Below are 20,842 nucleotides of genomic sequence, written 5' to 3'. Positions count from 1 at the left end.
GACGCAACCGTCCGTCACCCGGCCGGGGCCGCGGCGCTGGTCCGGGGGACGAGGCGGGGGGCGACGACCACGCCGTCCGGTGGGGTGTCGCCGTCGGGCAGGTCCAGGTGGCGCAGCAGCAGGGCGAGCGCCCGCCGGCCGAGTTCGGCGAAGTCCTGGTGGACGGTGGTGAGCGGAGGTAGGAAATATCCCGAGTCAGGCATGTCGTCGAAACCGACCACACTCACCTCCTCGGGCACCCGGCGGCCGGATTCGTGCATGGCGCGCAGCACGCCCAGGGCGATCCGGTCGTTGGCGCAGAACACCGCGGTGACCGCCGGGTCGGCGGCCAGCCGGCGGCCCTGCTCGTAGCCGGCGGCGGCGTCCCACCAGCCGGCGGTCACCGGCGGTACGACGGCGCCGGCCGCGTACAGGGTCTCGCGCCAGCCGTCGACCCGGGCCTGCGCCTCCGGCCAGTCGAGTGGGCCGGCGGCATGGTGGACGGTGGCGTGACCGAGGTCGAGCAGGTGCCGGGTGGCGAGACGGGCGCCGGCGGTGTTGTCCACCCGTACGGTCGGGAAGCCGGCCTGCCCGTCCCCGCCGACCGCGACGCACGCCATCCCGGCCGGGGCGTGGGTGAGCGCCGTGGTGACGGCCGGCTTCGGGGCGATCGCGATGATCCCGTCGACGCCGTGCTGGACGAGGCGGTCGACGGCTTCGAGCACGGGGCGGTGCGACAGGTCCCGGACGGTGGCGACGCTGACCAGGTAGCCGGCGGCACGCGCGGCGCTCTCGATGCCGTACAGCATGGACTCCGGCCCGAACAGGGTGGTCTCGAAGCCGACGATGCCGAGGGTGTGCGACTCCCGGGTGGCCAGGGTCCGCGCGGCGAGGTTCCGCCGGTAGTTGAGCGATCGCATCGCGGCCAGGACGCGCTCCCGGGTCTCCGCCCGAACGTTGGGATGCTCGTTGATGACCCGCGAGACGGTCTGGTGCGAGACACCGGCCAGTTTGGCCACGTCGCGCATGACGCTCCCGCGCTCCTTGGGCGATCGCCGGGGGACGGGTACGGGCAGGTCAGCGGTGGCTTCGGGAGCTCCCGGGGCCGGCTCAGATGTCGCCATTGGATGATTCCTAGCAGCTTGTGTCCGATCACCAGCGGTGACGTGGGCGTTCTTGCAACCTTTACGAAACAGCGATCAGGATCTCTTGACGAGCGGGATGAGAACGGTAACACTCTCGAAACGCAAGCTGTGACGGCGATCGCAACACACCGCGATCTTCGCGGCCTGGGGCGTGGATGCGCCAGCCGCTAATTATTTGTGAACGGTAACAGTTTCGGGAGGTTATGGTGCGCAGGAACTACGCGGCCGCGGTCCTCGGTGGTCTCATGCTGGTCTCCTCGCTCGCGGGTTGCGGCGGCGGGGACAGCGGGTCCGAGGGTGGCGGCGACGACAAGCTGGTTCTCGGTTTCTCCCAGGTGGGTGCCGAGAGCGGCTGGCGTACCGCGAACACCAAGTCGATCCAGGACTCGGCCGCGGCCGCCGGGATCGAGCTGAAGTTCTCCGACGCGCAGGGTAAGCAGGAGAACCAGATCTCCGCTATCCGCTCGTTCATCACGCAGAAGGTCGACGTCATCGCCTTCTCGCCGGTGGTTGTCTCCGGCTGGGACGCGGTGCTCAAGGAGGCCAAGGACGCCGGCATCCCGGTGATCCTGACCGACCGCGCCGTCGACGCGCAGGACACCTCGCTGTACGCGTCCTTCATCGGCTCGGACTTCGTCGAGGAGGGCAAGAAGGCCGGCGTCTGGCTGGCCGCCGAGTACAAGGACGCGAAGGAGCCGGTCAACATCGTCGAGCTCCAGGGCACCACGGGCTCGGCCCCGGCCCTGGACCGGCAGAAGGGCTTCGCCGACGCGATCACGGCGAACCCCAACCTGAAGGTCGTGAAGTCGCAGACCGGTGACTTCAAGCGCGCCGACGGCAAGACGGTCATGGAGACCTTCCTGCAGTCCGTCCCGGACATCGACGTGCTTTACGCTCACAACGACGACATGGGTCTCGGCGCCATCGAGGCGATCGAGGCGGCCGGCAAGAAGCCCGGTGCCGACATCAAGATCATCACGGTGGACGCGGTCAAGGACGGCATGACCGCCCTGGCCGACGGCAAGATCAACTTCATCGTCGAGTGCAGCCCGCTCCTCGGCCCGCAGCTGATGGAGCTGGCCAAGAAGGTCGACGCCGGCGAGACGGTGGAGAAGCGGGTCCTGACCGAGGAGACCACCTTCAACACGGAGCAGGCCAAGGCCGCGCTTCCCACCCGCCAGTACTGATTGATCTGCTCGCGGTCGCCCCGGCCGGCACCGGCCGGGGCGCCTGCGGCGCTCGAAACGGAGCACTCAATGGGCGAGCAGTCCCCGGTCCTCGAGATGACCGGGATCAGAAAAGTCTTCCCCGGCGTCGTCGCCCTCGACGGCGTCGATTTCCGCATGTTCCCGGGTGAGGTTCACGCCCTCATGGGCGAGAACGGGGCCGGCAAGTCCACCCTGATCAAGACCCTGACCGGCGTCTACACGATCGACGGCGGCGAGATCAAACTGGGCGGCGCCCCGGTGAGCATCTCCGGGCCGCTGCAGGCCCAGCAGGCCGGCGTGAGCACGGTCTACCAGGAGGTCAACCTCTGCACCAACCTCTCGGTGGCGGAGAACATCTTCATCGGCCGCGAGCCCCGCAGGTTCGGCAAGATCCAATGGGGCAAGATGCGGCGCCGTGCCGCGGAGCTGCTCGCCCGGCTCGACCTCGACCTCGACGTGTCGGCGCCGCTCAGCTCGTACTCGCTGGCCATCCAGCAGATGGTGGCGATCGCGCGGGCGGTCGACGTCGAGGCGCGGGTGCTGATCCTCGACGAGCCGACCTCCAGCCTGGACGCCTCCGAAGTGGAGCAGCTGTTCCGGGTGATGCGCCAGCTCAAGGAGAGCGGCGTGGCGATCCTGTTCGTCTCGCACTTCCTGGACCAGATCTACGAGGTCTCCGACCGGCTCACCGTGCTGCGCAACGGTCAGCTGATCAGCGAGCACCGGGTCGAGGAGCTGTCCCAGGTGCAGCTCATCGAGAAGATGATCGGCAAGGAGCTCGCGGCGCTGGAGGACCTGGAGGACAAGGCGCAGCGCAACCGGGAGCGGGCGGCCGAGGCCAAGCCGGTCCTGGAGGCCAAGGGGCTGGGCCGGACCGGCGCGATCGCCCCGTACGACCTGACCATCCACGAGGGTGAGGTGGTCGGGCTGGCCGGTCTGCTCGGGTCCGGGCGTACCGAGCTGGCCCGTCTGCTGTTCGGCGCGGACAAGGCCGACCAGGGTGAGCTGGCGATGGCCGGCAAGCCGGTGAACCTGCGCAACCCGCAGGTCGCGATGAAGCAGGGGATCGCCTTCTCCTCGGAGAACCGGCGCACCGAGGGCATCATCGGCGACCTCACCGTGCGGGAGAACATCGTCCTGGCGTTGCAGGCGACCCGGGGCTGGACCCGGCCGATCCCGCGCAAGAAGCAGGACGAGATCGTCGACAAGTACATCAAGGCCCTCCAGATCCGGCCCGCCGACCCGGAGCGCCCGGTGCGCAACCTCAGCGGCGGCAACCAGCAGAAGGTGCTGCTCGCCCGGTGGCTGATCACCGAGCCCAAGCTCCTGATCATCGACGAGCCGACCCGTGGCATCGACGTCGGCGCCAAGGCGGAGATCCAGAGGCTGGTGGCCGAACTGTCCGACGGCGGCATGGCGGTGCTGTTCGTCAGCGCCGAGCTGGAGGAGGTCCTCCGGCTCAGCCACAAGATCGGCGTGCTGCGTGACCGCCGCCTGATCGAGGAGCTGGAGAACACCGCCGGCGTGGACGCCGACCGCATCATGCAGACCATCGCCAGCGGAGCAACCTCATGACCAGCATCTTCAAGAACCGGCTGTTCTGGCCAGCGGCGATCCTGGTGGTGCTGCTGGTCGTCAACATGTTCACCTCGCGGCAGTTCGTCACGATCCAGGACGGGCACCTGTTCGGCACCCTCATCGACATCCTGCGCAACAGCGCGCCGCTGATCCTGGTCGGGCTCGGCATGACGCTGGTCATCTCGACCGGCGGCATCGACCTCTCGGTCGGCTCGGTGATGGCGATCTCCGCGGCCGTGGCCTGTCTGCTGATCCAGGAACTCGACGACCAGAACAGCGTCGGATCGGTGCTGCTGATCATCGCGATCGCGATCGCGGTGTCGATGCTCATGGGCCTCTGGAACGGCGCCCTGGTGGCGATCATCGGCATTCAGCCCATCATCGCGACGCTCATCCTGATGGTGGCCGGCCGCGGCATCGCCCAGCTGATCACCGACGGCCAGATCATCAACGTGCAGTCCGGCCCGTACGCGACCATCGCCTCGGGCTTCTTCGTCGCCCTGCCGGTGGCCCTGCTCATCGCGGTGGCGGCCACCGTCCTGATCCTGCTGCTGACCCGGCGCACCGCGCTCGGCCTGCTGCTGGAGTCGGTCGGCGGCAGCCCCACGGCGAGCCGGCTGGCCGGCATCGGCGCCCGGCGGATCACGATCATGGTGTACGTGGTGGCGGGCGGTCTCGCCGGCCTCGCCGGCCTGATCTACAGCGCCAACATCAAGAGCGCGGACAGCATCTCGGCCGGCAACCTCATCGAGCTCGACGCCATCCTGGCCGTGGTGATCGGTGGCACCGCCCTGGTCGGCGGCCGGTTCTCGATCGCCGGCACCGTGCTGGGCGCCGTCCTGATCCAGACGCTCGCCGTCACGGTGGTCGCGGTCGGCATCCCGTCCGAGGCGAACCTGCTGTTCAAGGCGGTCGTCGTGGTGGCGCTCTGTCTGTTCCAGTCGCCGACCCTCCGGGAGAAGGTCTTCGGGCGACTCACCCCGAGTAGTGCCGCCCGAGCGGAGGTTCCCGCGTGACTACCGTCGACATGACCCCGGTTACCGACAAGGGGACGCCGACCAACCCGCGCCGGCGGATCTACCGGCCGAATGCCAAGTACATCCCGATCATCGCGACCCTGTCGCTGCTGGTGATCATGTACAGCAGCGGCGTGGCGAACTACGAGAACTTCGGCGACCCGAGCGTCTTCGTCAACCTGTTCCGGGACAACGCCGTGCTGCTCGTGGTCGCGGTCGGGATGACCTTCGTGATCCTGACCGGCGGCATCGACCTCTCGGTCGGCGCGGTCATCTCGCTGACCACCGTGCTGACCGCGACGCTGCTCAAGGGCGGCTGGCCCCCGCTGGTGGTGCTGCCGGCGGTGCTGATCCTCGGCGCCCTGATCGGCGCCGGACAGGGCGCGGTCATCCACTTCTTCAAGGTGGAGCCGTTCATCGCCACCCTGGCCGGCCTCTTCCTGGCACGGGGCACGGCGCTGACCATCAACCAGCAGTCCATCCCGATCCGGGACGACATGTGGAAGGCGATCTCGGAGTACCGGATCGTGCTCGCCGAGGGCGTCGTCACCAAGCCGATCGCCCTCGTCGCGATGCTCGCCGTGCTGATCGCCGCGGTCACGCTGGCCTGGACCCGGTTCGGCCGCAACGTGTACGCGATCGGCGGCAACGCGGACTCGGCGCTGCTCATGGGCCTGCCGGTGGGCCGTACGAAGATCGCCGTCTACACCCTCAGCGGCTTCTGCGCGGCGCTCGGCGGCGTGCTGTTCAGCATCAACTCCACCTCTGGCTGGGCCCTCCAGGGCAACGGTCTCGAACTGGACGCGATCGCCGCCTGCGTCATCGGCGGTGTGCTGCTGACCGGTGGCTCCGGCTACGTCTGGGGCACCCTGCTCGGCGTCCTGGTCACCGGCCTCATCCAGACGATCATCAACTTCCAGGGCGACCTCAACTCGGCCTGGACCCGGATCATCGTCGGCGTCCTGCTCTTCGCCTTCATCGTGTTGCAGCGTCTGGTCACGAGAAAGGCGAGATGAACCACATGAATCGCGACAAGCGTGAGAAGGGCGTCAAATGAGCAACGGGGAAATCTGGTTCCTCACCGGTAGCCAGGGACTGTACGGCCCGGAGACCCTCGAGCAGGTCGCCTCCCAGTCCCGTGAGATCGCCGCCCAGCTGGACGCCCAGCTCGACGCCGACGTCGTCTGGCAGCCGGTCCTCACCAGCCCGGAACAGATCCTGGACGTCTGCCGGCGGGCCTCCTCGACGCCCGGCGTGCTCGGTGTGGTCGCCTGGATGCACACGTTCTCGCCGGCCAAGATGTGGATCGCCGGCCTGGACGCGCTGCGTGCGCCGCTGCTGCACCTGCACACCCAGCACAATGTCGAGCTGCCCTGGTCCGAGATCGACATGGACTTCATGAACCTCAACCAGGCCGCCCACGGCGACCGGGAGTTCGGGTTCATCGAGGCCCGGCTCGGGGTGCCGCGCAAGACGGTGGCCGGCCACGTCAGCAACCCGGCCGTGGTCGCGCGGATCGCCACCTGGGTCAAGGCGGCCCGCGGCTACTCGGCGATGCGCAGCCTCAAGCTGGCCCGCTTCGGTGACAACATGCGCGACGTGGCGGTCACCGAGGGCGACAAGGTCGAGGCGCAGCTGCGCTTCGGGGTCTCGGTCAACACGTACGGGGTGAACGACCTGGTCGCCGTGGTGGACCAGGTGCTGGACTCGGAGATCGACAAGCTGGTCGCCGAGTACCGGGACACCTACGAGATCGCGCCTGCGCTGCTGGGCGAGCGGCACGACTCGCTGCGCTACGGCGCCCGGATCGAGCTGGGCCTGCGGCAGTTCCTCACCGAGGGCGGGTTCCGGGCGTTCACCTCGAACTTCGAGGACCTGGGCGGGCTGCGGCAGCTGCCCGGACTCGCGGTCCAGCGGCTGATGGCCGACGGGTACGGGTTCGGCGGCGAGGGCGACTGGAAGACGTCGGTCCTGGTGCACACGCTCAAGGCGATGGCCCCGGGCGGCGGCACCTCCTTCATGGAGGACTACACGTACGACCTGACGCCGGGCAACGAGGTCATCCTCGGCGCCCACATGCTGGAGGTGTGCCCGACCATCGCGGCCGGCACCCCGAAGCTGGAGATCCACCCGCTCGGCATCGGCGGCCGCGAGGACCCGGTCCGCCTGGTCTTCGACGCGGCGCCCGGCCCGGCCGTGGTGCTCGGCCTGGCCGACCTGGGCGAGCGGTTCCGCCTGGTGGCCAACGAGATCGAGGTCGTCGCGCCGACCGCGCCGCTGCCGAAGCTGCCGGTCGCCCGGGCGGTCTGGAAGCCGGCCCCGTCGCTGTCCACGTCGGCCGAGTGCTGGCTGACCGCGGGCGGCCCGCACCACACCGTGCTGTCGTCGGCGGTGGGTGCGGAGGAGTTGGCCGATCTGGCCGAGATGGTGGGCACCGAGCTGCTGGTGATCGACGGGTCGACCACCACGCGCTCGTTCGCCAAGGAGGTGCGCTGGAACCAGGCGTACCACCGCCTGGCCCGCGGCTTCGGCCGCTGACCCGGATTTAGAGGCGAGGCGGCCTGATTCCCGGGGCTCAGGCCGCCTCGATCACTATCCAGTCCAGGTCGCCGGCGTAGTAGTCGCAGCCGACGTCGATCTGGTCGCAGTCCAGTTTGCCGCCGATGCTTACCGGCCACGTGTTGGCGATGGTGCCGGTCCAGCCGGGCTTGGAGACGACCTCCTGCCCGTCGATGAGCAGCGCCACCCCGTCCCGGACCCGCAGACAGCGCACCGTGTGCCAGTTGCCGTCGTTGATCCGTACCGGCGACCACATCTCGAGGGTGCCCACCGATCCCCGGAAGGTGCAGGTCGGGCGCCCGCTCGGGATCTGCATCTTGAAGCTTCCGCCGGGCACCGTGGCCTGGCCCTTCTGGACGATGTTGCCGAACTTGTGGGTGGTCCTCAGCCGTACCGTGACGGCGAAGTCGCGATCGCCGGGATCGAGGTCCGGATGGTCGGGAACACTGACCAGATGGCCGGGCCGGGTGGGCGGGGTGTCCGGCTCCAGCCGGTCGAACCGGTAGCCCCGGCTGGACTCGGTGGGCATACCTATGCCGACCTCCGGTCCGATCCGGCCGGTGTGGCCGCGCCCGGTGCTGTCGGCCATCCAGTGCGAGCCCCGGCTCTCGTCCAGGTTCCAGACCGCCATCTCGTAGCCGGTGGACGCCCGGGCGGGAGTGGCTGCGGCGGCGAACACGCAGGTCAGTACGGCCGTGACGGCCAGTGTGCGGCGGTATCTCAAGGCTCGTCCTCACTGCGCAGGAAGAATGGTCCATTCAAGACTAATGCGAGTGTTGTCCAATTTGTCGGACATTCACAAAGTAGGCCTCGCAAACCTTGAGTTCAGCTTGGTAGCATCCGCCGATCATGGCCGGGTGCCGTCGCTGTGAACCCCCCGGATCCACCCCTCGCAGAGAAGGATCGTGTCGAAGTGCTGCTCAATGGGACTAACGGAGAGACCTCGGAGCATGCGGTGATCGCCCCGAACCCCGGCCTGCCGAACCAGGCCCTCCAGGTGCTGGCCCTCGCCCAGCGCACCGCCGAGGAACACGTCGCCAGCGCCCAGCACCACGCGGACAAGATCCGTACGGACGCGCTGGCCGCCGCCGAGCAGATCGCCCGCGACGCCCAGGCCCACGCCAACAACGTGCGCCGTGAGGCCGACCGGGTGCTGGCCGAGGCCCGCGCCGGCGCCGAGCAGATGGCCCGCGACGCGCAGGCGCGTGCCGAGGAGGCGCGGCGCACCGCCGAGAAGATCGTGGCCGACGCCCGCTCCCGCGCGGAGACCGTCAACGCCGACGCGATCGCCGGCGCCGAGCAGCTCAAGTACCAGGCCCAGCAGCGCTACGACGACGTGGTCGGCAGCCTCGGCGCCAAGCGCGAGGCCCTCCAGCAACAGATCGAGGCGCTGGAGCAGTTCGACCGCGAGTACCGTGGCCGGCTCACCGGCTTCATGCAGAGCCAGCTGCGCGCCCTCTGGGTCGACGCACCGCAGATGAGCGAGTACGTCGAGGAGGAGCCGGTCGCCGAGGTCCTCGAGGCCGCCCCGGTCCAGGCCCGGCACGCGCAGGCGCACGCCGAGGAGCTGGCCGAGGAGCAGGACGACGACGAGGACGACGAGGACCGGTAACCCGTCACGCGCCGTGGACGAGATCCCCGTCGACGAAGGTCATCGCGACCCGGGTGGCGGCGATCTCGTCCGGCGGCGCGGCGAACGGGTCCCGGTCCAGGACCACCAGATCGGCACGGTTGCCGGGGCGGACCGTCCCGGTGTCGTCGAGCCGGTTCACGTAGGCCGAACCGGCTGTGTAGGCGGCCAGCGCGGTGGCCAGATCGAGCCGCTGCCCCGGCAGGAACGGGCCGAGCCCGCTGCCGTGGTGTGCCCGGTTCACCGCGACGTGGATCGCCTGCCACGGGTCCGGCGTGCTGACCGGCCAGTCGCTGCCGCACGCCAGATGCGCCCCGGACCGCCACAGGTCGCCGAACGGGTACTGCCGCTCCACCAGTGCCGGGTCCAGGAACGGGATGGTCAGGTCGTCCATCTGCGGCTCGTGCGACGCCCACAGCGCCTGGAGGTTGGCCGTCGCGCCCAGCGCCCGGAACCGCGGCACGTCGTCCGGGTGCACCACCTGGAGATGGGCCAGGTGCGGCCGGGTGTCCCGGAACCCGTTCGCCGCCCGGGCCGCGGCCACCGCGTCCAGCCCGTCGCGCACCGCCCGGTCGCCGAGCGCGTGGAAGTGCACCTGGAAGCCGTGCCCGTCCAGCTCGGTGACGAAGCCGGGCAGAGATACCGGGTCGATGAACGAGAGTCCCCGGTTGGTGGTGGCGCAGCCGCACGCGTCCCGGTACGGCTCGGTCATCGCGGCCGTGAAGTTCTCCGCCACCCCGTCCAGCATCAGCTTCACGCTGTCGCAGCGCAGCCGGCCCACGCTGAACCGCTCCCGCTTCGCCAGCAGCTCCGGGATCTGCTCGGCGCCCCGCTCCCGGTCCCACCACAGCGCGCCGACCACGGTCGCGGTCAGCCAGCCCTCGGTCGCGGCCGCCAGGTAGGCGTCGGCCACGTCCGGGTAGCCGTTGGTGGCGCACACCATGGCGTCCTGCCAGGCGGTGACACCGAGCGAGTGCAGCAGCGCCTGCGCCCGGCGCAGCCCGGCGATCCGGTCCGCCGTGGTCACCTCCGGAAGCAGGTCGCCGACCAGCTCCATGGCGCCCTCCTGGAGGCCACCGGCCGGTGAGCCGTCCGGGTTCCGGTCGATCCGGCCGTGCGCCGGGTCCGGGGTGTCCGCGGTGATCCCGGCCAGCTCCAGCGCCCGGCTGTTCACCCACGCGCCGTGGTGGTCCCGGTTGATCAGGTACACCGGCCGGTCCGGCACCACCCGGTCGAGCAGCTCCCGGGCGGGCACCCCGCCGGGGAAGGACTCCATCGACCAGCCGCCACCGGAGATCCACTCCAGCTCCGGGTGGGCGGCCGCGTACACCGCGACCCGGCGCAGGTACTCGTCCGGATCGGTGGTCTCGGTCAGGTCGCACTGGTTCAGCTCGACGCCACCCATCACGGCGTGCACGTGCGCGTCCTGGAAGCCGGGCAGCAGCAGGCGCCCGGCCAGGTCCACCACCTCGGTCGCCGGGCCGCGCAGCCCGCTCAGGTCGTCGCCGACCGCGAGGATCCGGCCGCTCCGGACCGCCACCGAGGTGGCCGGCCCGGCGCCCGCGGAGAACACCGGCCCGCCGGCGAAGATCAGGTCTGCGTGGTCACGGGACATCAGGCGATTCCGATCTGTGCGGCGACGGGCGACGCCCCATTCAATCGTGCGGTGTTTGATGCTCCGCATGCGGCACAACTAAGGTGAGCGGATGGCGTCGACCCTTGTCGATCTAGATCAACCGCCGTACCGGAACGAGGGTTTCTGCGCCGTCCTGGAGCTGGCCCTCGCGGCCGCCCGCGAGCTGGACTCCGGCGCCGACCGGGTGCCCGCTCCGCGCGCGTCCCGGGACGCCGGCCTCGACGAGCGCGTCCAGCGGGAGGCGATCCGGCGGCTGCGCTCCGGCACCGCGGTCAACCCGGGCCTGCTGCGGCTGCTGGCCGAGGGGCGGCTCGCGGCGGGCGTACCGGATCTGGTCTGCCTGGTCGTGGCGCCCGGCACGGCACGCGCCCGGACCGTCCTGGACATCGTGCGCGAGGCCGCGGAACGCGGCGAGCGGGTGCTGCTCACCGCGCCCGTGCCGCCGTCGGTCGACGCCGTCATCGCCTGCCTGCCCGACGGCGCCACCGTGATCCGCACCGACCAGACCGGGTCCGGGCCGGGCAGCATCGACGCGGCCTCGGCCGCGGTCCAGCAGCGCATCCTCGCCCGCTCGCAGGTCGCCGCCCGCTCCCTGGAGCCCTGGCTCGGCGATCCCGCCCCGGCGCACGCCTGGCTGCGCCGGCTGGACAACGCGCTCACCGAGGCGGCCGAGGCACGGGAACGCGCCGTGCGGGCCGCCGCGCACCATGAGGCGACCGTGCGGGCCGCCCGGGACCGGCTCGGCGCGCCGCTGGCCGGGATCGCGCGCGAGCGGGCGACGGCCGAGCGGGCCGCCGCGGCGACCGCCCGGGAGGTGGAGCGGCTCACCACCGCGTTGCGCCGCGCCGAGACCTCCCGGCTGCGCCGGTGGCAGGCCGGGCGGCTGCGGACGTCGCTGAGCCACGCGGTCCGGCACGCGGCCGCTGCCCGGTCGGCCTTTCACAAGATCGATGCGGGGTACGCGGAAAGCGCTCGCGACCACGACATCGTGGTCGGCAACGACAGTGTGGTGCGGGCCGCCGCCGAACGGGCCGCGTTCGCCGACCTGGCCGCGCGGCGCGCGCTGGAATCCGCCGAGCGCTCCGCCCACCAGCTCACCCGGATGCTCGACGGCGTCACCGCACGCCCCGAGTGGACCGCCGATCAGGCCGGGCTCACCGGCTTCGCCGAGCGCTGCCGCGAGCTGGAGCCGACCCTGCGCGGCCGGGCCGGGCTGCTGCGCGAGTGGCGGCAGCGGGCCACCCGGCCCAGCCGGCAGCTGCACGCCGAGCTGCTCCGGTACGCCGACGTCGTCGCCACCACCTGCCTGGGCGCCGGCCGTCCGGAGCACGCCGACCTGGAGTACGACCTGGTCGTCGTGGAGGACGCGGGCCGGGTCGCGGTGCCGGCCGCGCTGGTGCCGCTGGTCCGGGCCCGCCGGGCGGTGCTGGTCGGCGAGACCGGGCGGCCGCCGCTGCGTGACGTCGCGGTGGCCCGGGCCTGGGTGGCCGCCCGGTGCCCGGCCGGGGTGGACGCCGAGGAGCTGACCGGCCTGCTCACCGGGAGCGTGTTCGACCGGGTCGCGGCGTGCGCGCCGGCGGCGAACCCGGCCGGGCCGGGTCCCGGCGACCCCGGGCCGGCCACCGGGCGGCCGGGTGGCTGAGGCGGCCCACCTGCCGATGCGGGAGGTGGTCCGCCGGGCCGGGGCGCTGCCGGGCGTGCGGCCGCGGCGGTTCGTGCCGCTGCTGCTGCCGATGTGGGCCGTGGACGTGGTGGCGGAGGTCCGGGAGGCGCACTCGTACGACGTCTTCGACCGCTACCTGAGCCGGGCGGTCGCCGAGACCGGCCTGCGGCGCCCCGCCGAGCTGGCCGCGTTCTTCGGGGTGGAGCCGGCACTGGTCACCCGGGCCGTGCGGTTCCTGGTGGGGATCGGGCACCTGCGGTACGACGGGGACAACCTCGCGCTGACCGAACTCGGGCACCTGTCCGTCGCCGACGGGCGCCGCCACGTGCTCACGCCGGGCCGCCGGATCACCCTCCGGTTCGACGGCTGCGGGGGAGAGCCGGTGCCGTACGCGCACGCCACCCACTCGGTGTGGCTCGGCGAGCCCGCGCTGACCCTGCCCGACGGCACCGTCTTCGACCCGGTAGGCCCCGCCCACCCGCTGCCCCCGGATGCCATCGAACTGTTGCTGAGCAGGCCGGACGCCGCCGACTTCACCGGGCCGGCGGTGCCCGTCGAGGTGACCGCGGCCGTCCCGCGCCCGGTGTGGCTGCCGGTCTACGCGGTCGAGTGCGAGGACGAGCCGCTGGTGTTCGGCTGGGCGGTGGACGGGCCGGACCCGTACCTCCGTGATGTTTACGACCGCCACCGTGGGCAATCAGAAGCGGACTGACAGGAGTGTGGGGACCGACACGGTCCCTCCCAGACCAGGTTGGTCCATTACGGTCTACGGTGGTCCCATGCCCCGCCCCACCAAGCAGCAGATCGACGACGAGATCCTCGAGGCCGCGGCGCACCTCTTCGCCCGGCACGGGCTCAAGGAGACCTCGGTCCAGCGGATCGCGGACACGGTCGGCTACTCCAAGACCGGCCTGCTGCACCGCTTCCCGACCAAGGAGGCGTTGCAGACCGCGGTGATCGGGCGCTGCGTCGAGCAGATCCACGACACCGCCTCCGGTGTGGCGGACCTCCCGCCCGGCCCGCAGCGGGACCGGGCCGTGCTCACCGGGCTGGCCGAGCTCGCGGTGGCCCAGCCCGGCACGGTCGCCCTGCTGCTCTCCTCCCTGCTCGCCGAGCCGGAGAGCGAGATCGGCGAGGCCCTCGCGGTGATCGGTGAAGCCATCGCCGGCGCGTTCGGCGACGAGCCGCACGCCGACACCGAGCGGGCGCTGCGGGTCACCGGAGCGCTCGGCGCGGTCGCGGTGGCCAGCATCGCCCTCTGCGGCCAGCTCCATCCCGGCGCCGCGACCCGCCTCGCCGAGGTCGGCTTCGACGCCCTCGGTCACTGAAGCCCCACACGGAAAAAAGGAACCCCTCATGGCAACGCTGCTGCACCGGCTCGGGCTGGCGTCAGTACGGCACCGGATACTCGTCACCGTCGCCTGGCTCGTGGCGCTGGTCGCCGTCGGCGTGGGAGCCGGCACGCTCTCCGGCGCCACGGCCAACACGTTCAGCATTCCCGGCCAGGAGTCGACCACCGCGCTCGCGCTGATGAAGGAGAGGTTCGGCGAGGCATCGGCCGGCGCAGTGGTCCAGGTGGTGATGGCGGCCCCGCCCGGCCAGAAGATCACCGACCCGGCGAACGCCACCGAGGTGACCCGGATCGTCGCCGTCCTCGGCAAACTGCCCGGCGCGGCGGGCGCGTCCAACCCGCTCGACCCCGAGGCGCCGGCCGTCTCCCGGGACCAGACCGCCGCGTACAGCTCGATCCGCTACCCGGTGCAGCCCTCCGAGGTCACCGACGAGCAGCGGGAAGCCGTCACCGCCGCGATCGAGCAGGCCCGGACCGGCGGGCTCACCGTCGAAGCCCGCGGCGAGGCACTCAGCAACCCGGCCGACATCGGCGGCGCCTCGGAGATCCTCGGCGTCGTGGTGGCCCTCCTCGTACTGGCCCTCACCTACCGCTCGCTGGTCGCCGCCGGCATGAACCTGCTGACCGCGATCGTCGGCGTCGGCATCGGCGCGGCCGGCCTCGTCACCCTCACCGGGTTCACCGAGTTGCAGTCGACCACCCCGATCCTGGCCGTCATGCTCGGCCTCGCCGTCGGCATCGACTACGCGCTGTTCATCATCACCCGGTTCCGGCACGAACTGCGCCGCGGCCTGTCCGTGGAAGCCGCCGCCGCGATGGCCGTCGGCACCGCGGGCGCGGCCGTCGTCACCGCCGGCCTCACCGTGGTCATCGCCCTGGTCGGCCTCTCCGTCGTCGGCATCCCGTTCCTCTCCGAGATGGGCATCGCCGCGGCCGCCACCATCGTGATCGCCGTGCTGGTCGCGATCACCCTGGTCCCGGCCATCCTCGGCTTCATCGGCGTACGGGCGCTGCCCCGGAAGCTGCGCGGAGTCCCGGCCACGTCCGACGTCTCCGACGGCCGCGGCTTCATCCGGGGCTGGGCGAACCTGGTCACCCGGCACAGCTGGCTCAGCCTGATCGTGGCCGTCGCCGCCCTCGCCGTCGTCGCCGTCCCGTTCTTCTCGATGAAGACCACCCTGGCCCAGCGCGCCGCCGAGGGCACCACCCAGGCCCGCGCCCAGGCGATCATCGACACCCGGTTCGGCCCCGGCGTCAGCAGCCCCTTGCTGGTGCTGATCGACGGCCCCGACTCGGTGCGGTTCGCGCCCCGGGTGCAGAAACACCTCACCGAGGTGCTGCCGAAGGGCACCCTGGTGCTGCCCCCGCAGCCCAACCAGGACGGCTCGGCCGCCCTCGTCACGATCATCCCGGTCACCGGCCCGGAGGACGACCGGACCGTCGCCGTGGTGCACGCGATCCGTGACTCGGTCGAGGGCGGCGAGGGCTCCGTGGTCTACGTGACCGGCAACACGGCGGTCAGCATCGACGTGTCGCAGAAGCTCAACGACGCCCTGCCCGTCTACCTGGGGCTCGTCGTCGGCCTGGCGTTCGTGCTGCTGGTGCTGGTCTTCCGCTCGCTGCTCGTGCCGGTCGTCGGCGTGCTCGGCTTCCTGCTCACCATCGGCGCCGCCTTCGGCGCGACGGTCGCGGTCTTCCAGTGGGGCTGGGCCGCCGACGCCGTCAACGCCGGCTCCACCGGCCCGATCCTGAGCCTCGCCCCCATCATCATCGTGGGCATCCTGTTCGGCCTGGCCATGGACTACCAGGTCTTCCTGGTCTCCCGCATGCACGAGGCCCACGCCCACGGCGCGGCGCCCCGCGAGGCCATCGTGACCGGCTTCCGCCAGGCCGCCCCGGTCGTGATCGCCGCCGCGACCATCATGTTCGCGGTCTTCGCCGCCTTCGTCCCCGAAGGCAACGACACCATCAAGCCGATCGCCTTCGCCCTGGCCGTGGGCATCGCCTTCGACGCCTTCATCGTCCGCATGATCGCCGTCCCGGCGGCGCTCGCCCTGCTCGGCAGCTCCGCCTGGTGGCTCCCGGCCTGGCTGCGCTGGCTGCCGGAACTGGACGTGGAGGGCGCCGCGTTGGAGCGCCACCCACCGTCGGTCGACCCGCTCCCGTCCGAGCCGGCCGTGACCTCCGCCTGACCGCTCCGGTACGACCGGCCGCCGCCCTCCGGCCGTCGCTCTCCGGCCGTCGCTCTCCGGCCGTCGCTCTCCGGCCGTCGCTCTCCGGCCGTCGCCCTCCGGCCGTCGCCCGGAGGGCGACGGCCGGTCCGCGTTCCCGTCCTGCGTTTGCGCGTCGCTCTGCCCTCGCTCCCGCTGCCACTCCCAGGAGTCTGGCTTCGCTCCCGCTGCCGCTCCTAGGAGTCTGGCTTCGCTCCCGCTGCCGCTCCTAGGAGTCTGGCTTCGCTCCCGCTGCCGCTCCTAGGAGTCTGGCTTCGCTCCCGCTGCCGCTCCTAGGAGTCTGGCTTCGCTCCCGCTGCCGCTCCTAGGAGTCTGGCTTCGCTCCCGCTGCCGCTCCTAGGAGTCTGGCCTCGCCCCCGTTCCTGCCGCCGGTGACGCTCGGCCGTTGGTCACCGTCTTGCCGGCCAGGCATGGGGTTGCCTGCTCCCGGCCGTTGCGCCGGTCGCCCGGTGCGGGTGGTCGCGCTTTCGTGAGGGTGGGTGCGCAGGGGTAGCCAGGGAGTCTCTTTCCCGGTTGTCAAGCGCCCGGTCGGGCGAACCGCCAAATGGGGGCGCCGTCCGCCGCGCTAGGCGGAAATGGGGCTTTCGCCGGAAACGGGTGCCCGTTTCGCCCGCTTTACGTGCCGCTGTTGTGCGATCTTGAACGATTTACCACCGCCTCGGGTGGTGAATCGTTCAAGATCGCTCCGGGTGACGCGTCCTGCTGTCGAGGGATTGCGGATCCGGCCGTGGGCGACCAAGAAGAAGACTCCCGGATGTATCCGATAACCCAAGGTCTTCCAGCGGAAGTGGATCATGGGCGATGATTGATCGCCGGGCGGCAACCGGGAACCAAGATCGGCCCGACAGCCACCATCACCCAAGATCGCCGGCGAGTCGGGATGACGCCGCAGCCATTCGAATGCGCAACTTGACATCGCGGCCACTCACGGCCGGGAAACAGGCTCAGGAGCAACCACGATCCTCCACGCACTCATCGCTTTGATTACGGTGAGTGAGCTTGGTGCGGCTCGTGCGGTTGAGATGTGGCTCAGCGACGGAATACGGGCCGCCCGGGGCAAGCCTGCGGTTCCCGGCAGAGGGTGGGACCGGGTTTCGGTGGGTGACACACCGCTCACGCCCGGCGGGCGCGGCACGGTCCGGGCCACCCACCCGGCTCGCGGGTCTGGTACGGCGGGTTCGGGAAGCCCGTACCGGGGAAAGGCAGCGAGCCCGGCCCGGCAGGAAGCCGGACCGGGTCGCCGTGGGTGCGACCGTCAGTGGTTCGGCGGGGAGCCGGACCGGGTCGCGTGGGGTGCGACCGTCAGTGGTTCGGCGGGGAGCCGGACCGGGTCGCGTGGGGTGCGACCGTCAGGGGGCCGGCAAAAGCCGGACCTGGTCGCGTGGGGTGCGGCCGTCAGTGGTTCGGCGGGGATCCGGACCTGGCCGCGGAGGGGGACGTCAGGCGGTCCACTTGATGTACGGGTTCACCTTGCCGGACCAGTCGAACGTGGCCATGTTGTCCCAGCCGTCGCCGGTGCCGTTGATGTTCGCCGGGTCCCAGCCGTTGCCCTTGATGGCGTACCAGGTGGGTTCCCAGTAGAAGACACCGATGGCGCCGGCGTTGCGGGCCGTGTTCTGCACCCAGGTGAACTGCTGGGCCTGTCCGGCCGAGGTGGCCGGGATGCTGTCGCAGAGCACGGTTCCGGGGATGGAGTTCGCCTCGCTGTCGGCGTCGGCCGTGGTGAACTGGTACGCCGTCTCGACGATCACTACCGGCTTGCTGTAACGGGTCCGGGCGTCGACGATCACGTTGTACAGGTTGGCGAGCGTGCCGTGCCACATGCAGTAGTACGACAGGCCGGTGATGTCCCAGGTCACGCCGGCCGCCTTGATGCCGTCGTAGAACCAGCGCATGTTGGTCATGCTGTCCGCGTCCGCGGTGTGGATGATCACCTGTGTGCCGCTGTTGCAGGCCTTCGTCGCGTTGTAGCCCTGCTTCAGCAGCGACGCCAGCGGGGCGAAGTTGCTGCTCACGACCTGGCCCTTGGGCCACAGCATGCCGACGTTGATCTCGTTGCCGATCTGCACGCTGTCCGGGGTGAGCCCGGCCGACTTGAGGCTGGTGCAGACGTCGTAGGTGTAGTTGTAGACGGCCGTCTGCAACTGGGTGAGCGAGTAGGACGCCCAGGCGGCAGGGGGGTACTGCTTGCCCGGGTCGGCCCACGTGTCGGAGTAGTGGAAGTCGACCATCAGCTTCAGGCCCTTGGCCTTGATCGCCGCGGCCTGCTGGAGCACCTTGGCCTTGTTGTTGTAACCGCTGGCCGGGTTGTTCCAGACGCGCAGCCGGGCGTAGTTGACGCCGGCCGTCTTGAGGATGTCGTAGGGGTTCGCCGCGACACCCGAGGAGTTGTAGTACTTGCCGCCGAGGTCGAGCGTGCGCTGCAGCGACGACACGTCGGCGCCGAGCATGGTGAGGGAGGCGGCCTGTGCGGGGGCGGGGGCTGCCACCAGCGTGACCGCGAGGACCGCGGCCGAGAAGGCGGCTCGTAGGGACGGTTTCATTGCGCTCCTTCAGTGACGAGGAACGGATCTCCGGCGCCGGGGATGGACGCCGGCTTGCCTCGTGGCCCGGTGCGAGCCCGGGCCACGATCAAGATCAACGGAGCCAGCGGACGTACGGGTTGATCTTCCCGTTGTCGTCGAAGGTGGCCATGTTCTCCCAGGCGTTGCCGGAGTTCTCGATGTCCTCGGTGTCCCAGCCGTTGCCGTCGATGGCGGTCCAGGTGGGTTCCCAGTAGAAGACGCCGATCGCGCCGGCCGCCCGGGCGGTGTTCTGCACCGCGGCGAACTCCTGTGCCTGGCCCTGGGGCGTCGCGGGGATGCCGTCGCAGGGTGCGGCCGAGAGCATGATGTTCTCGAGGTGGTCGTAGTTCTCGGTGGTGTACGGGTACGCCGTCTCCGCGATCACCACGGGCTTGCCGTATCGGTCGGTGACGTCGCCGATGACCGTGGTCAGGTTGTCCAGCGTCCCGTGCCACATGCAGTAGTAGGACAGTGCCGTGACGTCCCACCTGGCGCCGGCCGCCGTGATGCCGTCGTAGAACCAGTGCGCCGCGCCGATGTTGCCGGCCAGCGCGGTGTGCACCATGACCTCGGTGCGTTTGCTGCACGCCTTGGTGGCGTCGTAGCCGGCGTTCAGCAGCTTGGCGAGCGGCCCGAAGTCGCTGTTGTTCACGTAGCCGACCGGCCACAGCATGCCGACGTTGATCTCGTTGCCGATCTGCACGCTGTCCGGGGTGGTGCCCTGCCTCTTCAGGCTGGTGCAGACGTCGTACGTGTAGTCGTAGACGTCCTTCTGGAGCTGCGCGAGGTCGTGCCCCTCCCATGCCGCGGGGGTGTACTGCTTGCCCGGGTCGGCCCAGGTGTCCGAGTAGTGGAAGTCGATGAGCAGCTTCATGCCGCGGGCCTTCGCCGCCCGGGCCTGCTCGAGCACCTTCGCCTTGTTGGAGTAGCCGCTGGTCGGGTCGTTCCAGATGCGCAGCCGGACGTAGTTGGCGCCGGCCTGCTTGAGGATGTCGTACGGGTTGTCGCGGCGCCCCCGTACGTCGTAGAACCGCTGGCCGAGCTCCAGCGAGCGCTGGAGTGTCGACACGTCCGCGCCGCGCATGCGCCACGCGTCACTGTCGTGCGCGACGGCGGGTGCGGGGATGAGAGCCACCGCGAGGAAGGCGGCGACCGTGAGGGATGGTTTCATGACGCTCCTTTATGGTCTTCCATGACAAAAGGGGCTGTATTTGTGCAAGACCGGCCTCGATCAAGGGGGTGTATCGAGGCCGGCCGGTCTCAGGCGGGAGAGCTGCCCCGCACGACCAGGCTGGTGGGCACGGTGATGGAGAGCGGGGTGCGCCCGGCGATCACGTCGGTGAGCAGCCGGACCATCTCTTCGCTGATCCGTTCCAGCGGATGCCGGACGGTGGTGAGCGGCGGCTCGGTGGTGGCCGCCAGCCCGGAGTCGTCGAACCCGACCACCCGCACGTCGCCGGGCACCTCGCGCCCGGCCTCCCGCAGCACCGGCAGGGCGGCCGCGGCCATCGCGTCCGAGGCGGCGAACACCGCGTCCACCTCGGGCACCCGGTCGAGCAGCGCCCGCATGCCGGCCGCGCCGCTCTCCCGGCTCCAGTCGCCGTGCACGATGTACGCCGGGTCGACCGTGATGCCGGCCGCCGTCAGCGCGTCGGTGTAGCCGCGCAGCCGGAACACGCCGCCGAAGGTGTCCTGCGGCCCGGTGATCGTGGCGATCCGCCGGCAGCCCTGGGCGAGCAGGTGCTCGACGGCCGACCGGCCGCCGCCCCAGTCGTCCGCCGACACCGAGCTGATCCGGTCCTCGAAGCCGAGCACCTGACCGCAGGCCACGATCGGCACCTCGGCCTCGACGAGCTGCCGCAGCAGCGGGTCGCCGGAGTGCGGCGACACCAGCAGCACCCCGTCGACGTGGCCGCCGGAGAGGTAGGCGATGGCCCGGCTGCGCTCCACCGGGGTCGACGCGATCATCAGGATCAGCGTCAGCTCCCGGTCGGAGAGCGCCTGGGCCACCCCGCGCAGCAGCACCGAGAAGTTCGGGTCCTCGAAGAGCAGATGCTGCGGCTCGGTGAGCAGGAACGCGATCGAGCCGGACTTCCCGGTCGCCAGCGACCGGGCGTGCGGGTTGGCGGTGTACCCGGTACGGGAGATGGCGTCGCGGACCGCGCGGACGGCCTCGGGGCTGACCCAGTCCCGGCCGTTGAGCACCCGGGAGACCGTCGCGTAGGACACCCCTGCCTCAGCCGCGACGTCGCGGATGGTGGGGCGTTTGCGCGACACCTTCG

The 20,842-nt window shown here is 70.9% G+C and carries 16 protein-coding genes; 10 read left to right on the top strand and 6 right to left on the bottom strand.

The features are described 5' to 3' along the window. Nucleotides 1-14: 14 nt before the first annotated feature. On the bottom strand, nucleotides 15-1,007 hold the full coding sequence (locus BJ964_RS44820) for a LacI family DNA-binding transcriptional regulator (protein ID WP_188126340.1): 993 nt from the start codon (nucleotides 1,005-1,007) through the stop codon (nucleotides 15-17). 320 nt (nucleotides 1,008-1,327) lie between these two features. Here BJ964_RS44820 and BJ964_RS44815 point away from each other — a divergent pair, with 320 nt between their 5' ends. The 5 genes from BJ964_RS44815 (at nucleotide 1,328) to araA (ending at nucleotide 7,464) form a co-directional block, all read left to right on the top strand. Next, complete coding sequence (locus BJ964_RS44815) at nucleotides 1,328-2,311, top strand: ABC transporter substrate-binding protein (RefSeq protein ID WP_188126339.1); 984 nt, start codon at nucleotides 1,328-1,330, stop codon at nucleotides 2,309-2,311. A gap of 69 nt (nucleotides 2,312-2,380) precedes the next feature. After that, nucleotides 2,381-3,907 carry a sugar ABC transporter ATP-binding protein gene (locus BJ964_RS44810; RefSeq protein WP_188126338.1) on the top strand — a complete coding sequence of 509 codons (1,527 nt, stop codon included), beginning with the start codon at nucleotides 2,381-2,383 and terminating at the stop codon, nucleotides 3,905-3,907. Next, nucleotides 3,904-4,926, top strand: a complete 1,023-nt coding sequence (locus BJ964_RS44805) for an ABC transporter permease (protein WP_188126337.1) — start codon at nucleotides 3,904-3,906, stop codon at nucleotides 4,924-4,926. Before BJ964_RS44810 ends, BJ964_RS44805 begins: the two co-directional genes overlap by 4 nt. Before the next feature lie 11 nt (nucleotides 4,927-4,937). After that, complete coding sequence (gene yjfF / locus BJ964_RS44800; RefSeq protein WP_188127528.1) at nucleotides 4,938-5,942, top strand: galactofuranose ABC transporter, permease protein YjfF; 1,005 nt, start codon at nucleotides 4,938-4,940, stop codon at nucleotides 5,940-5,942. A gap of 37 nt (nucleotides 5,943-5,979) precedes the next feature. Then, on the top strand, nucleotides 5,980-7,464 hold the full coding sequence (araA, locus tag BJ964_RS44795; protein WP_188126336.1) for an L-arabinose isomerase: 1,485 nt from the start codon (nucleotides 5,980-5,982) through the stop codon (nucleotides 7,462-7,464). 37 nt (nucleotides 7,465-7,501) lie between these two features. Here araA and BJ964_RS44790 read toward each other — a convergent pair whose 3' ends face one another. Next, nucleotides 7,502-8,209 carry a laminin G domain-containing protein gene (locus BJ964_RS44790; protein WP_188126335.1) on the bottom strand — a complete coding sequence of 236 codons (708 nt, stop codon included), beginning with the start codon at nucleotides 8,207-8,209 and terminating at the stop codon, nucleotides 7,502-7,504. 231 nt (nucleotides 8,210-8,440) lie between these two features. Here BJ964_RS44790 and BJ964_RS44785 point away from each other — a divergent pair, with 231 nt between their 5' ends. Next, nucleotides 8,441-9,097, top strand: a complete 657-nt coding sequence (locus BJ964_RS44785; protein ID WP_229807131.1) for a hypothetical protein — start codon at nucleotides 8,441-8,443, stop codon at nucleotides 9,095-9,097. 4 nt (nucleotides 9,098-9,101) lie between these two features. Here the strand turns inward: BJ964_RS44785 and BJ964_RS44780 are convergent, their stop codons facing one another. Next, a complete protein-coding gene (locus tag BJ964_RS44780) occupies nucleotides 9,102-10,730 on the bottom strand; it encodes an amidohydrolase (RefSeq protein ID WP_188126333.1) in 1,629 nt (542 codons plus the stop codon). Nucleotides 10,731-10,821: 91 nt separating this feature from the next. On the opposite strand from BJ964_RS44780, the gene BJ964_RS44775 reads away from it, so the two are divergent. From BJ964_RS44775 to BJ964_RS44760, 4 genes are all read left to right on the top strand, one after another. Next, entirely contained in the window at nucleotides 10,822-12,393 is a 1,572-nt protein-coding gene (locus BJ964_RS44775; protein WP_188126332.1) for an AAA domain-containing protein, read from the top strand. Beyond that, nucleotides 12,386-13,126, top strand: coding sequence for a hypothetical protein (locus tag BJ964_RS44770; RefSeq protein ID WP_188126331.1), 741 nt, complete (start codon nucleotides 12,386-12,388; stop codon nucleotides 13,124-13,126). The genes BJ964_RS44775 and BJ964_RS44770 overlap by 8 nt, the downstream gene beginning before the upstream one ends. A 67-nt stretch (nucleotides 13,127-13,193) precedes the next feature. Continuing rightward, nucleotides 13,194-13,742, top strand: coding sequence for a TetR/AcrR family transcriptional regulator (locus tag BJ964_RS44765; protein WP_188126330.1), 549 nt, complete (start codon nucleotides 13,194-13,196; stop codon nucleotides 13,740-13,742). A gap of 28 nt (nucleotides 13,743-13,770) precedes the next feature. Further along, on the top strand, nucleotides 13,771-15,957 hold the full coding sequence (locus BJ964_RS44760; RefSeq protein ID WP_188126329.1) for an MMPL family transporter: 2,187 nt from the start codon (nucleotides 13,771-13,773) through the stop codon (nucleotides 15,955-15,957). A gap of 1,478 nt (nucleotides 15,958-17,435) precedes the next feature. Here BJ964_RS44760 and BJ964_RS44755 read toward each other — a convergent pair. The 3 genes from BJ964_RS44755 to BJ964_RS44745 form a co-directional block, all read right to left on the bottom strand. Further along, nucleotides 17,436-18,539 (bottom strand): glycoside hydrolase family 53 protein, encoded by a 1,104-nt coding sequence (locus BJ964_RS44755; protein ID WP_188126328.1) that lies wholly within the window; start codon nucleotides 18,537-18,539, stop codon nucleotides 17,436-17,438. Between the two features lie 94 nt (nucleotides 18,540-18,633). Next, the gene (locus BJ964_RS44750) at nucleotides 18,634-19,731 is read right to left on the bottom strand and encodes a glycoside hydrolase family 53 protein (protein WP_188126327.1); all 1,098 of its coding nucleotides are present in this window, start codon (nucleotides 19,729-19,731) and stop codon (nucleotides 18,634-18,636) included. An 89-nt stretch (nucleotides 19,732-19,820) separates the two neighbouring features. Then, nucleotides 19,821-20,837 (bottom strand): LacI family DNA-binding transcriptional regulator, encoded by a 1,017-nt coding sequence (locus BJ964_RS44745; protein WP_229807132.1) that lies wholly within the window; start codon nucleotides 20,835-20,837, stop codon nucleotides 19,821-19,823. Nucleotides 20,838-20,842 lie beyond the last annotated feature (5 nt).

Source organism: Actinoplanes lobatus, assembly GCF_014205215.1.
GTDB lineage: Bacteria > Actinomycetota > Actinomycetes > Mycobacteriales > Micromonosporaceae > Actinoplanes > Actinoplanes lobatus.
This window is presented reverse-complemented; position numbering and strand designations above follow the sequence as displayed.

Excerpts from the sequence above, each read along its gene's own strand:
- BJ964_RS44810 (WP_188126338.1), top strand. The coding sequence starts at position 2,381 with ATGGGCGAGCAGTCCCCGGTCCTCGAGATGACCGGGATCAGAAAAGTC.
- BJ964_RS44760 (WP_188126329.1), top strand. The coding sequence starts at position 13,771 with ATGGCAACGCTGCTGCACCGGCTCGGGCTGGCGTCAGTACGGCACCGG.
- BJ964_RS44780 (WP_188126333.1), bottom strand. The coding sequence starts at position 10,730 with ATGTCCCGTGACCACGCAGACCTGATCTTCGCCGGCGGGCCGGTGTTC.
- BJ964_RS44820 (WP_188126340.1), bottom strand. The coding sequence starts at position 1,007 with ATGCGCGACGTGGCCAAACTGGCCGGTGTCTCGCACCAGACCGTCTCG.
- yjfF (WP_188127528.1), top strand. The coding sequence starts at position 4,938 with ATGACCCCGGTTACCGACAAGGGGACGCCGACCAACCCGCGCCGGCGG.
- BJ964_RS44750 (WP_188126327.1), bottom strand. The coding sequence starts at position 19,731 with ATGAAACCATCCCTCACGGTCGCCGCCTTCCTCGCGGTGGCTCTCATC.
- BJ964_RS44765 (WP_188126330.1), top strand. The coding sequence starts at position 13,194 with ATGCCCCGCCCCACCAAGCAGCAGATCGACGACGAGATCCTCGAGGCC.
- BJ964_RS44815 (WP_188126339.1), top strand. The coding sequence starts at position 1,328 with ATGGTGCGCAGGAACTACGCGGCCGCGGTCCTCGGTGGTCTCATGCTG.
- araA (WP_188126336.1), top strand. The coding sequence starts at position 5,980 with ATGAGCAACGGGGAAATCTGGTTCCTCACCGGTAGCCAGGGACTGTAC.
- BJ964_RS44775 (WP_188126332.1), top strand. The coding sequence starts at position 10,822 with ATGGCGTCGACCCTTGTCGATCTAGATCAACCGCCGTACCGGAACGAG.
- BJ964_RS44755 (WP_188126328.1), bottom strand. The coding sequence starts at position 18,539 with ATGAAACCGTCCCTACGAGCCGCCTTCTCGGCCGCGGTCCTCGCGGTC.
- BJ964_RS44805 (WP_188126337.1), top strand. The coding sequence starts at position 3,904 with ATGACCAGCATCTTCAAGAACCGGCTGTTCTGGCCAGCGGCGATCCTG.